The sequence below is a fragment of the Pseudomonas sp. YY-1 genome (assembly GCF_002843095.1).
GTDB classification, from domain to species: Bacteria; Pseudomonadota; Gammaproteobacteria; order Pseudomonadales; family Pseudomonadaceae; genus Aquipseudomonas; species Aquipseudomonas sediminis_A.
Map to the genome: position 1 here is coordinate 132,699 of NZ_PJLX01000012.1, position 12,777 is coordinate 145,475.

Annotated in this window: 12 protein-coding genes; 7 read left to right on the plus strand and 5 right to left on the minus strand. The window is 64.6% G+C overall.

Annotated features, from left to right (window positions below; translation table 11 throughout):
* The first annotated feature begins 58 nt into the window (after nucleotides 1-58).
* Nucleotides 59-1,630 carry a SulP family inorganic anion transporter gene (locus tag CXP40_RS17360; RefSeq protein WP_106734774.1) on the plus strand — a complete coding sequence of 524 codons (1,572 nt, stop codon included), beginning with the start codon at nucleotides 59-61 and terminating at the stop codon, nucleotides 1,628-1,630.
* A 202-nt stretch (nucleotides 1,631-1,832) separates the two neighbouring features.
* On the opposite strand, the gene aroE is transcribed toward CXP40_RS17360, so the two are convergent.
* Nucleotides 1,833-2,654: a shikimate dehydrogenase gene (gene aroE, locus CXP40_RS17365; protein WP_106734775.1), complete on the minus strand. Its 822-nt coding sequence runs from the start codon at nucleotides 2,652-2,654 to the stop codon at nucleotides 1,833-1,835.
* Nucleotides 2,655-2,798: 144 nt separating this feature from the next.
* Nucleotides 2,799-3,713, minus strand: coding sequence for an oxygen-dependent coproporphyrinogen oxidase (gene hemF / locus CXP40_RS17370; protein WP_106734813.1), 915 nt, complete (start codon nucleotides 3,711-3,713; stop codon nucleotides 2,799-2,801).
* Between the two features lie 146 nt (nucleotides 3,714-3,859).
* On the opposite strand from hemF, the gene CXP40_RS17375 reads away from it, so the two are divergent.
* Nucleotides 3,860-4,837: an NADPH:quinone reductase gene (locus tag CXP40_RS17375; protein WP_106734776.1), complete on the plus strand. Its 978-nt coding sequence runs from the start codon at nucleotides 3,860-3,862 to the stop codon at nucleotides 4,835-4,837.
* Between the two features lie 80 nt (nucleotides 4,838-4,917).
* On the opposite strand, the gene CXP40_RS17380 is transcribed toward CXP40_RS17375, so the two are convergent.
* The 3 genes from CXP40_RS17380 to CXP40_RS17390 all read right to left on the minus strand — a co-directional run bounded on the left by CXP40_RS17380 (nucleotide 4,918) and on the right by CXP40_RS17390 (nucleotide 7,786).
* A complete protein-coding gene (locus CXP40_RS17380) occupies nucleotides 4,918-5,475 on the minus strand; it encodes an L-threonylcarbamoyladenylate synthase (protein WP_106734777.1) in 558 nt (185 codons plus the stop codon).
* A 76-nt stretch (nucleotides 5,476-5,551) separates the two neighbouring features.
* On the minus strand, nucleotides 5,552-6,667 hold the full coding sequence (gene dprA / locus CXP40_RS17385; protein WP_106734778.1) for a DNA-processing protein DprA: 1,116 nt from the start codon (nucleotides 6,665-6,667) through the stop codon (nucleotides 5,552-5,554).
* An 81-nt stretch (nucleotides 6,668-6,748) separates the two neighbouring features.
* A complete protein-coding gene (locus CXP40_RS17390) occupies nucleotides 6,749-7,786 on the minus strand; it encodes a LysM peptidoglycan-binding domain-containing protein (protein ID WP_106734779.1) in 1,038 nt (345 codons plus the stop codon).
* 153 nt (nucleotides 7,787-7,939) lie between these two features.
* Between CXP40_RS17390 and def the strand changes: the two genes are divergently transcribed.
* The 5 genes from def (at nucleotide 7,940) to CXP40_RS17415 (ending at nucleotide 12,712) form a co-directional block, all read left to right on the plus strand.
* Complete coding sequence (def, locus tag CXP40_RS17395; RefSeq protein WP_106734780.1) at nucleotides 7,940-8,446, plus strand: peptide deformylase; 507 nt, start codon at nucleotides 7,940-7,942, stop codon at nucleotides 8,444-8,446.
* 56 nt (nucleotides 8,447-8,502) lie between these two features.
* Nucleotides 8,503-9,435, plus strand: a complete 933-nt coding sequence (fmt, locus tag CXP40_RS17400; RefSeq protein ID WP_106734781.1) for a methionyl-tRNA formyltransferase — start codon at nucleotides 8,503-8,505, stop codon at nucleotides 9,433-9,435.
* On the plus strand, nucleotides 9,432-10,739 hold the full coding sequence (gene rsmB / locus CXP40_RS17405) for a 16S rRNA (cytosine(967)-C(5))-methyltransferase RsmB (protein ID WP_106734782.1): 1,308 nt from the start codon (nucleotides 9,432-9,434) through the stop codon (nucleotides 10,737-10,739). The genes fmt and rsmB overlap by 4 nt, the downstream gene beginning before the upstream one ends.
* Before the next feature lie 161 nt (nucleotides 10,740-10,900).
* A complete protein-coding gene (trkA, locus tag CXP40_RS17410; protein WP_017676312.1) occupies nucleotides 10,901-12,274 on the plus strand; it encodes a Trk system potassium transporter TrkA in 1,374 nt (457 codons plus the stop codon).
* A gap of 123 nt (nucleotides 12,275-12,397) precedes the next feature.
* Nucleotides 12,398-12,712 carry a tetratricopeptide repeat protein gene (locus CXP40_RS17415; RefSeq protein WP_106734783.1) on the plus strand — a complete coding sequence of 105 codons (315 nt, stop codon included), beginning with the start codon at nucleotides 12,398-12,400 and terminating at the stop codon, nucleotides 12,710-12,712.
* Nucleotides 12,713-12,777: the final 65 nt, after the last annotated feature.

Below are 12,777 nucleotides of genomic sequence, written 5' to 3' on the forward strand. Positions count from 1 at the left end.
ATTAACCGCGGCAAGTGAGTAGGGTGGAGTCGCCCACGGCCCACCCTCGACCCGAACCATGCGCCTACCTGACCGACAGACCCTGCTGCCGTTTCTCCGCTGGTTGCCTGGCACCAGCCGCAAGACCCTCGGCAATGACCTGCTGGTGGGCCTGACCGGCGCCATCCTGGCTCTGCCGCAGTCGCTGGCCTACGCGCTGATCGCCGGATTGCCGGCTGAGTACGGCCTGTACGCGGCCATCGTGCCGGTGATCATCGCCTGCCTGTGGGGCTCCTCCTGGCACCTGATCTGCGGGCCGACCGCAGCCATCTCCATCGTCCTGTTCACCAGCGTCAGCCCCATGGCACGCATCGGCAGCGACGAATTCATCGCCCTGATCCTGCTGCTGACCTTTCTTGCCGGGCTGTTCCAGTGGCTGCTCGGCCTGCTGCGCTTCGGCGCCCTGGTGAACTTCATCTCGCAGTCGGTGGTGCTCGGTTTTACCCTCGGCGCGGCCCTGGTGATCGCCATCGGGCAGATGCCCAATCTACTCGGCGTCGAGGTCACCAGCCAGCCCACGGCGCTGACCAGCCTGCTGCAGATCGGCCAGCACCTGCCGCAGGCGCATTGGCCCAGCGTGGCCCTGGCGGCCTTCACCCTGCTGCTCAGCCTGATGGTGCGGCAGCTCTGGCCAAAGTTGCCTGCACTGCTGATCGGCCTGATCTGTGGCAGCCTGCTGGCCTGGTTGCTGCCGGCACGTTTCACCGCTGAAATCGCCCTGGTGGCGCCGTTCGAAGGTGGTCTGCCGCCTTTGACCCTGTTGAGCTTCGACCTAGACGACGTGCTGCGCCTGCTACCGGCAGCGGTGGCCTGCGGCATGCTCGGGCTGGTCACCAGCCTGTCCATCGCCCGCGCGCTCGCGGTGAAATCGCACCAGTTCCTAGATGCCAACCAGGAAGTACGCGCTCAGGGCCTGTCGAACATGCTCGGGCCGTGGTTTTCCGCGTCGCTGTCGGCCGGCTCCTTCACCCGCTCGGCGCTGAACCTGCAGGCCGGCGCACGCACGCCGCTGGCCGGGGTGTTCTCGGCGCTGCTGGTGGCGCTGTTCGCGGTGTTCGGTACGGCACTGCTGACGCATATCCCGTTGCCAGTAATGGCCGCCGGTATCCTGCTGATCTGCTGGGGTCTGGTGGATCTGCCAGCGATCCGTGCACTGCGCAAGGTCAGCCGCGCCGAGTTCATGGTGATGCTGCTGACCTTCACCGCCACCCTGGTGCTGGAGCTGCAGACGGCGATTTATGCCGGCGTGCTGGCCTCGCTGTTCTTCTACCTCAAGCGCACCTCGCAGCCACGCGTGCGCCTGTGGCATGACGGTGATGACGAGGTGCTGCGCATCGACGGTTCGATCTTCTTCGGCGCCTGCCAGTACATCCAGCAATTGCTGCAGCGCAGCCGCGGGCAGCGCCTGGTAATCGACGCGCGGCACATCAACTTCATCGACTACGCAGGCGTGGAGATGCTGCACCAGGAGGCGCGCCGCCTGCAGGCGCTGAAGCGCAGCCTGGTGCTGCGCCAGGCACGACCGCAGGTGGTGGAAGAAATCCTCAAGCTGGAAGGCGCCGAGCGCTGCCCGGTGTTGTTCGAGGATTGAGTGACCGGTGTCTAACCAGTAGGGTGGGTTAGCGGCGCAATCCCCGAACGACCTGACAGCACGGTGATGGCGCGCCGCGTAAGCCACCGGGCGATCCTCCCGCGTGACACTAATGGTGGGTTACGGCGCGTCGGAACTTGCGGGTTGCGACATGCGCCTAACCCACCCTACGCAGCGGCGCTCTGCACGAACTTCGGGAAGTTCAGCAGGCCAGTTGGCGACGCAGCTCGGCCAGCACCGGCGCAGTGTCCGGGCGTACGCCGCGCCACAGCTCGAACGCCTCGGCGGCCTGCTCAACCAGCATGCCCAGGCCGTCCAGGCAGCGCGCCGCACCCTGCTCGGAGGCCCAGCGATTGAAGGCGGTCGGTTCCTTGGCGTACATCATGTCGTAGCAGACGGTATGACCGGGCTGGATCAGGCTCGGCGCAATCGGCGGCAACTCACCACCGAGACTGGCGGAAGTGCCGTTGACGATCAGGTCCACCGGCGCATCGATCCAGTCGAAGCCAGCGGCGACCAGCGGACCGAGATCAGCGAATTCACGCACCAGTTGCTCGGCCTTGGCCACGGTACGGTTGGCGATCACCAGCACCGCCGGCTGCTGCGCCAGGAAGGGCTCGAGCACGCCACGCGCAGCGCCACCCGCACCGAGCAGCAACACGCGCTTGCCCGCCAGGCTGAAGCTAGCGTTGTCCTGAAGGTCGCGGGTCAGGCCGGCACCATCGGTGTTGTCACCCAGCAGGCGACCGTCCTCGAGTTTCTTCAGCGTGTTCACCGCACCGGCGCGGCGCGCACGCTCGGTGAGTGCGTCGCAGAGGCGGAAGGCCTCCTCCTTGAACGGCACGGTGACGTTGCCGCCCAGGCCGTCAGTGAAGAAGGCGAGGGCATTGCCAGTGAAATCGTCCAGCGGAGCCAGGCGTGCCTGGTAGTCGAGCACCTGGCCAGTCTGCTCGGCGAACAGGCGGTGGATCAGCGGTGATTTGCTGTGGCCGATGGGGTTGCCGAAGACGCAGTAGCTGTCCATGGAAAGTCCTGTAACGGTAGAAATCTACGAAACTGACGCCACCCTGTAGGAGCCCCGCCTCGGGGCGAAGCCTTTGCTTCGCCGCGGTAGCACACGCCGCCGTCATTCGCTGCGGGGCGCAGCTCCTACAAGAGAGAATGGAAGCTAGGCCCGCGCCAGCCAATCACGATCGGTCAGGAAATACTCGGTCAGGCGAGCTTCCTCGCTGCCCGGCTCGGGCTTCCAGTCGTAACCCCAGCGCACGTGCGGTGGCAGCGACATGAGGATCGACTCGGTACGCCCGCCGGACTGCAGGCCGAACAGCGTGCCACGGTCGAACACCAGGTTAAACTCGACGTAGCGGCCGCGGCGAAAGGCCTGGAACTCGCGCTCGCGCTCACCGAACGGGGTCAGCTTGCGGCGCTGGACGATGGGCAGGTAGGCCTGGATATAGGCATCGCCAATGGCACGCATGAAGGCGAAGCTGGTGTCGAAATCCCACTCGTTGAGGTCGTCGAAGAACAACCCACCGATGCCACGCGGCTCACCGCGATGCTTGAGGTGGAAGTAGCGGTCGCACCAGGCCTTGAACTTGGGATAGACCTCGGCACCGAACGGCGCGCAGGCGTCGTGCGCGACCTGGTGCCAGTGCACGCAGTCTTCTTCATTGGCGTAGTAGGGCGTGAGGTCGAAACCACCACCGAACCACCACACCGGCTCTTCGCCTTCCTTCTCGGCGCTGAAGAAACGTACGTTGGCGTGCGAGGTCGGCACGTAGGGGTTTTCCGGGTGGATCACCAGCGACACACCGAGCGCCTGAAAGCCGCGCCCTGCGAGTTCGGGACGGTGGGCACTGGCCGAGGGAGGCAGGCTGTCGCCGAACACGTGGGAGAAATTCACCCCGCCTTTTTCGATCAGCGCGCCGTTCTCGATCACCCGCGTACGCCCGCCACCACCGGCCGGACGCTGCCAGGCGTCCTCGGCGAACACAGCCTGGCCGTCTTCGGCTTGCAGGGCAGAGCAGATGCGGTCTTGCAGGTCGAGCAGGTAGGCCTTCACGGCCTCGGTACGATCAGTCACGGCGGCACCTTGAACAGAGAGCAGGTCGAAATCGGCGGGCAGCATAGCATTCACCCAGGCACATCCGCAGTTGACGTCGGTCAAACGAGACGATTGGATAGACCCTTTCGCCGTTAGCAGCGGCTCGAGCAGACAAGGAATCCGAGATGTCCAAGCGTATTCAGTTCAGCCAGCACGGCGGCAGCGACGTGCTGCAATACCGTGACTATCAGCCGGCAGCGCCAGGCCCGCGCGAAGTACGGGTCGCCAACCAGGCCATCGGTCTGAACTTCATCGACACCTATTTCCGCAGCGGCCTGTATCAACCACCGGCGCTGCCGTCGAGCCTGGGTACCGAAGGCGCCGGCGTGGTCGAAGCCGTCGGCAGCGAAGTCGAAGGCTTCAAAGTCGGCGATCGCGTCGCCTATGCCACCGGCCCGCTGGGTGCCTACAGCGAGCTACACGTACTGCCCGCCGACAAACTGGTGAAACTGCCGGACAGCATCAGCTTCGAGCAGGCCGCGGCGGTAATGCTCAAGGGCCTGACCGTGCAGTACCTGTTGCGCCAGACCTATGAGCTCAAGGGCGGCGAGACCATCCTGTTCCATGCCGCCGCTGGTGGCGTCGGCTCCTTCGCCTGCCAATGGGCCAAGGCGCTGGGGGTGAAGCTGATCGGCACCGTCAGCTCGGCGGAAAAGGCGGCGCGCGCCAAGGAGCAGGGTGCCTGGGCGACCATCGATTACAGCCATGAGAACGTCGTGCAGCGGGTGCTGGAGCTGACCGACGGCGCCAAGTGCCCGGTGGTCTACGACGGCGTCGGCAAGGACACCTGGGAAACTTCGCTGGACTGCGTGGCGCCACGCGGCCTGCTGGTCAGCTTCGGCAATGCATCCGGCGCGGTAACCGGGGTGAACCTGGGAATTCTGGCGCAGAAGGGCTCGCTCTACGTCACGCGTCCGACCCTGGCCGGCTACGCCACCAACGCACAGCGTCTGCAGGCCATGGCCGATGATCTGTTCGGCATGATCGCCAGCGGCAAGCTGCAGGTGGAAATCAGCAACCGCTACGCACTGAAGGACGCCGCCGCCGCGCAGGATGCACTGAGTTCACGGCAGACCACTGGCTCGACCATCTTGCTGCCGTAAGCGTAGGAGCGAGCTCTGCTCGCGAACCCGGCCCCTGCAAACGCTTCGCGAGCAGAGCCGCTCCTACACGATTTCATGTTTCAGGACGGGCGAATCACATCGCCCGTGCGCAGGTCACGAATCAGGCTAGGGTTCTTGCGCCCGCCCAGTGCGCCGCCGAGCACCTTGTCCAGTTCACCGGGGAAGTACTGTTCGACGCGCAGGCGCGAACGCGCCGAAGGACGCCCAGCCGGGTTGGCCGAGGTAGAAATCAGCGGCCCGGTGTAGCGGCACAGCGCACGTACCAACGGATGATCACTGACGCGCAGGGCAACGCTGTCGTGCTCGCCCGTGACCCACTCGGGCAGACGATTCTGATGCGGCACTAGCCAGGTATTCGGGCCTGGCCAGCTACCAGCCAGGCGCTCCTGCCAGACCTCTGGCAGATCATCGAGAAGAAAATCGAACTGTTCGATGTCATCGGCAACCAGAATCAGCCCCTTGCGCATCGGCCGCTCCTTGAGCGCCAAAAGACGATACACCGCCTCTTCGTTCCAGGGATCGCAGCCCAGGCCCCAGACTGCCTCGGTCGGATAGGCGATCACGCCGCCCTCGCGCACCACTCGCGCCGTTTGCTGTATCTGCCAGTTGCTGGCCATCGCCTGTCTCCCGCGGAATCAATGGGCGGCAGTCTATCCAAGCCAATCGCGACCTGCCACGGGCCTTAACAGACTGTTAACGACTGCGCGCCATCCAACGCCCAGACTCGTTGCACACCAGGCCATCGAGCTCCAGTTCGGTCAAAGCTCCCAGCACCTCAGCCAGTGGCCAACCGCTGGCCTGCATCAGCGCCTCTGTGCTATGCGGCGCGGCATGCAGCAAGGCCAGCAATGGATGCTCGACGCCAGCGAGCGGCGCCGATGTGGGCTGAACGGCTGGCGCCTGCCAGCCACGCAGGGCTTCGAGGATATGCTCGATGCTTTCCACCAGGGTGGCGCCATCACGAATCAGCTGATGGCAGCCACGCGCGCCAGGGTGATGGATCGATCCGGGGATGGCATAGACCTCACGCCCCTGTTCGGCAGCCAGGCGTGCGGTGATCAGCGAACCACTGGACGGGCTGGCCTCGACCACCAGCACACCCAATGAAAGACCGCTGATGATCCTGTTGCGCCGCGGGAAGTTACTCGCCTGCGGCGGACAGTCCAGCGGCAGCTCGGAGACCAGCGCACCGCCTTGCTCGCTGATCTGCGCCGCCAGCCTCACATGCCGCCGCGGATACAGACACTGCAAACCGGTGCCCAGCACGGCCACCGTTTTGCCGCCGCTTTCCAGCGCCCCCTGATGTGCAGCACCATCGATCCCCAAGGCCAGACCACTGGTGATGACGAAACCGCCGCCCGCCAGGCTACGGGCGAAGGCACGCGCGTTATCCAGGCCTGGCTGCGAGGCCCGCCGACTGCCGACCATGGCCAGTTGCGGCGCCTCCAGCACGCTCGGCTCGCCCGCTACGAACAACAGCGGCGGCGCATCCGCCAACTCGCCGAGCAGAGCCGGGTAGCCTGGATCGTCCCACATCAGCACATGCTGACCAGGCTCGTCCAGCCATTGCAGGGCGGTAGCCGCTCGCTCGCGGATTTCCGCATTGCGCCGGGGCTCGGCGCAGGCTGCCGGCAACCCCAACGCACGCCAGGCGCTGGCCGGCGCACTGAGCGCAGCTGAAGCACTGTCGAACGCACTCAGGAGTTTGCGAAAACGCCGCGGCCCCAGCTCCGGCAACAGATGCAGACGCAGACGAGCTTCGAGTTCGGCAGGAGAGATGGCGGGGGAAAGCGAGGAGGATGCAGGCATGGCGATTCGTCCCTGAGCAGTTGCACCGCCATCCTGGCGGCCTGAAAGCACGAGCCCCGCTAGTGCGGGGCTCGTTGGGTATTACGGGTTGCGGACCTTGTCCATCACCGCCAGCTGGCGGCTGGCCTGCAGTACCAGGCCATAGCTGAGCTTGTCATAGGTGCGGAACACCATCAGCAGGCCGGAACGCTCGTCCGGGATTTTCACGTTTTCGCCAGTAACGCGGTCACGTACGGTCTCGCCGGTCTTGAACACCGCCAGCACGTTGCCGATCTCCAGGCCATCGCGTATCCCCTTGTTCAGGGTGACAACATCGAACTGACCAATCTGGCTGACGCCACGCGGTACATCGAGAATCAAACCATCGATGTCGGTGATCGGCTCGCTAGGCATGAAGGTGGAGTTGATCGCACGCTCCTCGGTGGGGAACAGGCGATCTCCCAGGCGTACTTCCTGAGTCGAGCGCTTGAGCAGCAGCGTACCCACATCCCCTTCTTCGGCCACGATCTCGCCAGAGCCGACGTCATCGGCGTTGATGCCGAGGAATTCCTGAGTTTCAGGGTCCACGTAGGTTTTGCCCTGACGGAAGATACCGTAGACAGGGTTCTGTTCGTCGAACTCGCCGCGGGCGTAAACGCGATCACCAGCGCCGCTGACCACGCGCTCAGCGTTGCCGGCGACAACATAAGGCTTGCCGTTGAATTCTTCCGGAGTGTCGACGATACGGTTGCTCAGCAGGAAGCTGTTGATCGCCTCCAGCGGGATGGTCGGGATCGCTTCGGCCATCGGCGTGCTTCGTACCTGCGGCGACAGCTTGATGGTGCCGCGGGACTCGCCGCGGTTGAGCATCAGGCGCGGCTGACCGTCCACGTAGACCAGATTGAGGGTATCGCCGGGATAGATCAGGTGCGGGTTCGCCACCTGCGGGTTGGCGTGCCAGATCTCCGGCCATTTCCACGGCTGGCGCAGGAACTTGCCGGAAATGTCCCAGAGGGTATCGCCCTTGACCACTGTGTAGCGGTCCGGGTGACCGTCCTTGAGTTGCACTTCGGCCTGAGCCAAGCTGGTCAGGGCCAGTCCGCCCGCTGCAAAGAGCAGGGCGAGTAGTGATTTCCTCATACGGTGAATCCCTTTATTATGTGCCTTCACGTGAAGCGCCCTAGCGCCGCGTGCCAAACCCGCTGAATACGCGGCGTGAAGCCGTTTTTCAATGCTGTTCATCATCTTAGCAGCGGATTTTGACTTTATTCCACAAGTGCATCACAAACGCATATGGCGATCCTGAATATCCTCGAATTTCCTGATCCACGCCTGCGTACCATCGCCAAACCGGTGGACGTCGTGGATGACTCCATCCGTCAACTGGTCGACGACATGTTCGAGACCATGTATGACGCACCCGGTATCGGCCTGGCGGCGACGCAGGTCAACGTGCACAAGCGCGTGGTGGTCATGGACCTGTCCGAGGACAAGTCCGTACCGCGGGTGTTCATCAACCCCGAGTTCGAGTCGCTGACCGACGAGATGGACCAGTACCAGGAAGGCTGCCTGTCGGTGCCCGGCTTCTACGAGAACGTCGATCGCCCACAGAAGGTCAAGATCAAGGCGCTGGATCGCGATGGCCAGCCCTACGAGCTGATCGCCGAAGGCTTGCTTGCCGTGTGCATCCAGCATGAGTGCGATCACCTCAACGGCAAGCTGTTCGTCGATTACCTGTCCAACCTCAAGCGCGACCGCATCAAGAAGAAGCTGGAAAAGCAGCATCGCCAGCGCGCCTGACCTCCGATTACCCGAAAGGCTTGCCACGGCAAGCCTTTTTCTTTGGTGACTGCCCTATGCGTATCGTCTTTGCCGGCACCCCGGAATTCGCCGCCGAACACCTCAAGGCCCTGCTGACCAGCCCGCACCAGATCATTGCCGTCTACACCCAGCCGGATCGCCCGGCAGGTCGCGGCCAGAAGCTGATGCCGAGCCCGGTCAAGCAACTCGCCGTCGAGCACGGCATCCCGGTCTACCAACCGGCCAGCTTGCGTAATGAAGAGGCGCAGGCCGAGCTGGCGGCATTGCAGCCGGATCTGATGGTGGTGGTCGCCTATGGCCTGATCCTGCCGCAGGTGGTGCTCGACACCCCGCGCCTGGGATGCATCAACAGTCACGCCTCCTTGCTGCCACGCTGGCGTGGCGCAGCGCCGATCCAGCGCGCGGTGCAGGCCGGCGATGCCGAGAGTGGCGTCACCGTGATGCAAATGGAAGCGGGCCTGGACACCGGACCGATGCTGCTCAAGGTGAGCACGCCGATCAGTGCTGACGATACCGGCGGCAGCCTGCATGACCGCCTCGCCCAGCTTGGTCCGCAGGCGGTGCTGCAAGCCATCGACGGCCTGGCTGCCGGTACGCTGAAGGGCGAAGTGCAGGACGATGCCCTGGCCAACTACGCACACAAACTGAACAAGGATGAGGCGCGCCTCGACTTCAGCCGCCCGGCCGTGGAACTGGAGCGCCTGGTGCGCGCCTTCCATCCCTGGCCGATTTGCCACACCACGCTGAACGGCGATGCGCTGAAAGTGCATGCGGCCGAGATCGGCGAAGGCAAGGGCGAGCCGGGCAGCATTCTCGCCGCCGACAAGCAGGGCCTGACCGTGGCCTGCGGCGAAGGCGCGCTGCGCCTGACTCGCCTGCAGCTGCCCGGCGGCAAGCCGCTGGCCTTCACCGACCTGTATAACAGCCGCCGTGAGCAGTTCGCCCCCGGTCTGGTACTCGGTCAATGAACCCGCGCCTGGCCGCCGCACGCGCCCTGACCGCCGTGCTCTCCGGCAAGGCTTCTCTGGGAAGCAGCCTGCCGCCGCAACTGGACAAGGTCGAGCACCACGACCGCGCCCTGGCACAGGATCTGGCCTTCGGCGCCGCACGCTGGCAGCCGCGCCTGCAACTGTTGGCCGAGAAACTGCTGGAAAAACCCTTCAAGGCCGCCGACAAAGATGTGGAAGCGCTGCTGCTGATCGGCCTCTATCAGTTGCTGCACAGCCGCATCCCCGAACATGCCGCCATCGGCGAGACAGTCGGCTGCGCCGGCGCGCTGAAGAAGCCCTGGGCCAAGGGACTGCTCAACGCCGTACTGCGCCGTGCCCAGCGCGAGCATGAGGTGTTGTACGCCGAGCTCGATCGCGATCCGGTGCTGCACACCGCGCACCCGCGCTGGCTGCAAAAACAGCTCAAGGCCTTCTGGCCCGAGCACTGGCAAGCTATCTGCGCCGCCAACAACGCGCATCCGCCGCTGATCCTGCGGGTCAATCGCCGTCACAGCAGCCGTGACGCGTACCTCACCGAACTGCGCGACGCCGGCATCGATGCCGAGCCCTGCGCTTTCAGCCGTGACGGCGTGCGCTTGCTGCAACCCTGCGACGTGACCACCCTGCCCGGCTTCAAGGACGGCCGCGTCAGCGTCCAGGACGAAGCTGCGCAACTGGCCGCCGACCTGCTCGAGCTGGCGCCTGGCCAACGTGTGCTGGACGCCTGCGCCGCGCCGGGCGGCAAGACCTGTCACCTGCTGGAAGTCGAGCCGGGACTCAGCGAAGTGGTCGCCGTGGATCTGGAAGCCAAGCGCCTGGCGCGCGTACGCGAGAATCTCGACCGCCTGCATCTGGAAGCCACGCTGATCGCCGCCGACGGCCGCGATACCGGCGCCTGGTGGGACGGCCGGCCATTCCAGCGCATCCTGCTCGATGCGCCCTGCTCGGCCACCGGCGTGATTCGCCGCCACCCGGATATCAAGCTGACCCGCAAGCCCGAGGACATTCCCGCCCTGGCGCAGTTGCAGGGCGAACTGCTCGATGCGCTGTGGCCGACCCTCGCGCCCGGCGGAATCCTGCTTTACGCCACTTGCTCGGTGCTGCCGACGGAAAACAGCGAGACCATCGCCGCGTTTCTGGCCCGCACCGCGGATGCGCAGGAAGTCACCATCGACGGCGATTTCGGCCTGCAGCCGGCGCACGGCCGCCAACTGCTGCCACAGCTGGACGGCCACGACGGCTTCTACTATGCCAAGCTGTTCAAAAGGCCACAGGTACTCTGAAATAGTCGTCATTACTCGCTGCGCTCGCCCTATTCGGGCCACACTAAAGTGCGTTCAGCGCAAGCGCTGTCCCGCGAAGGCGGGAACCCAGAAAACCGAAGCACCTGGGCTCCCGCCTTCGCGGGAGTGACGGTTGCCAATATTTCCAACGGAGCGTATCGGTGAAAATCATCATTCTCGGCGCCGGCCAAGTGGGCGGCACCCTGGCGGAACACCTCGCCAGCGAGGCCAACGACATCACCGTGGTCGACACCGATGGTGATCGCCTGCGCGACCTCGGCGACCGCCTGGATATCCGTACTGTACAGGGCAAGGGCTCCTTCCCCACCGTGCTACGCCAGGCCGGCGCTGACGATGCCGACATGTTGGTGGCGGTGACCAACAGCGACGAAGTCAACATGATGGCCTGCCAGGTGGCCTATACCCTGTTCCACACACCGACCAAGATCGCCCGGGTGCGTGAGGCCGCCTACCTGACCCGCGAGGCGCTGTTCGACAACGAAGCGATTCCGGTCGACGTGCTGATCAGCCCCGAGCAGGTGGTGACCAACTACATCAAGCGCCTGATCGAATACCCCGGCGCCCTGCAGGTGATCGACTTCGCCGAAGGCAAGGCGCAGCTGGTGGCGGTCAAGGCCTACTACGGTGGCCCGCTGGTGGGTCAGCAGCTGCGCCAGTTGCGCCAGCACATGCCTAACGTCGACACCCGCGTCGCGGCGATCTTCCGCCGCAATCGACCGATCATGCCCAAGGGCGACACCGTGATCGAGGCCGATGACGAAGTGTTCTTCATCGCCGCCAAGGCGCACATCCGCGCGGTGATGAGCGAGATGCGTCGTCTCGAGGACAGCTACAAGCGCGTGGTGATCGCCGGTGGCGGCAACATCGGCGAACGCCTGGCCGAAGCCATCGAAAGCCGCTACCAGGTGAAGATCATCGAGATGAACCCGGCGCGCTGCCGCTACCTGTCGGAGAACCTCGACAGCACCATCGTGCTGCAGGGCAGCGCCTCGGATCGCGACCTGCTGGTGGAAGAGAACATCAACGATGCCGACATCTTCCTCGCCCTGACCAACGACGACGAGGCCAACATCATGTCGTCGCTGTTGGCCAAGCGCCTGGGCGCGCGCAAGGTGATGACCATCATCAATAACCCGGCCTATGTAGACCTGGTCCAGGGTGGCGAGATCGACATCGCCATCAGCCCGCAGTTGGCCACCATCGGTACCCTGCTGACCCACGTGCGCCGTGGCGATATCGAAAGCGTGCACAGCCTGCGCCGTGGCGCCGCCGAGGCGCTGGAAGTGATCGCCCATGGCGATGCCAAATCGAGCAAGGTGATCGGCCGCGCCATCGAAGACATCGCCCTGCCACCGAGCACCACCATCGGCGCCATCATCCGCGACGAACAGGTGCTGATCGCCCACGACGACACGGTGATCGAGTCCGGCGACCACGTGATCCTGTTCCTGGTCGACAAGAAGTACATCCGCGACGTCGAGCGCCTGTTCCAGGCCGGTCTGACGTTCTTCTGAAGCTATAAAAGACAAATTTCGTAGGAGCGAGCTCTGCTCGCGAAGCGTTTCGAGCGCCTGAGATTCGCGAGCAGAGCTCGCTCCTACAATCGACACCAGCGAGGCCGACGAAGGAGACTCCCTGTGAGCACTGAGGCACTGGAAAAGATGTTGGCCAAAGGCATGGACAATGCCCTGCTGCGCTTCGGCCTGGGCAAAGCCCACCTGGATGGCGGCAATGCGGTGCAGGCGGCCGAGCACCTGCAACGCTGCGTGGAATTCGACCCGGCCTATTCAGCGGCGTGGAAACTGCTGGGCAAGGCGCTACAGGTCGACGGCGACCACGACGGCGCACGCCAGGCCTGGCAGCAGGGCATCGCTGCCGCCCAGGCCAAGGGCGACAAGCAGGCCGAGAAGGAAATGAGCGTGTTTCTGCGCAAGCTGGACAAGCAACGCTGATCGACTCGGTGCGCACGGCGCACCCTACGGTTCACAGCGGTGTTGTAGGGTGCGCCGTGCGCACC

Bases quoted from the DNA above. Each gene is read 5' to 3' on its own strand.
- CXP40_RS17360 (WP_106734774.1), top strand. From the start codon at position 59: ATGCGCCTACCTGACCGACAGACCCTGCTGCCGTTTCTCCGCTGGTTG.
- aroE (WP_106734775.1), bottom strand. From the start codon at position 2,654: ATGGACAGCTACTGCGTCTTCGGCAACCCCATCGGCCACAGCAAATCA.
- CXP40_RS17375 (WP_106734776.1), top strand. From the start codon at position 3,860: ATGTCCAAGCGTATTCAGTTCAGCCAGCACGGCGGCAGCGACGTGCTG.
- CXP40_RS17380 (WP_106734777.1), bottom strand. From the start codon at position 5,475: ATGGCCAGCAACTGGCAGATACAGCAAACGGCGCGAGTGGTGCGCGAG.
- dprA (WP_106734778.1), bottom strand. From the start codon at position 6,667: ATGCCTGCATCCTCCTCGCTTTCCCCCGCCATCTCTCCTGCCGAACTC.
- CXP40_RS17390 (WP_106734779.1), bottom strand. From the start codon at position 7,786: ATGAGGAAATCACTACTCGCCCTGCTCTTTGCAGCGGGCGGACTGGCC.
- def (WP_106734780.1), top strand. From the start codon at position 7,940: ATGGCGATCCTGAATATCCTCGAATTTCCTGATCCACGCCTGCGTACC.
- fmt (WP_106734781.1), top strand. From the start codon at position 8,503: ATGCGTATCGTCTTTGCCGGCACCCCGGAATTCGCCGCCGAACACCTC.
- rsmB (WP_106734782.1), top strand. From the start codon at position 9,432: ATGAACCCGCGCCTGGCCGCCGCACGCGCCCTGACCGCCGTGCTCTCC.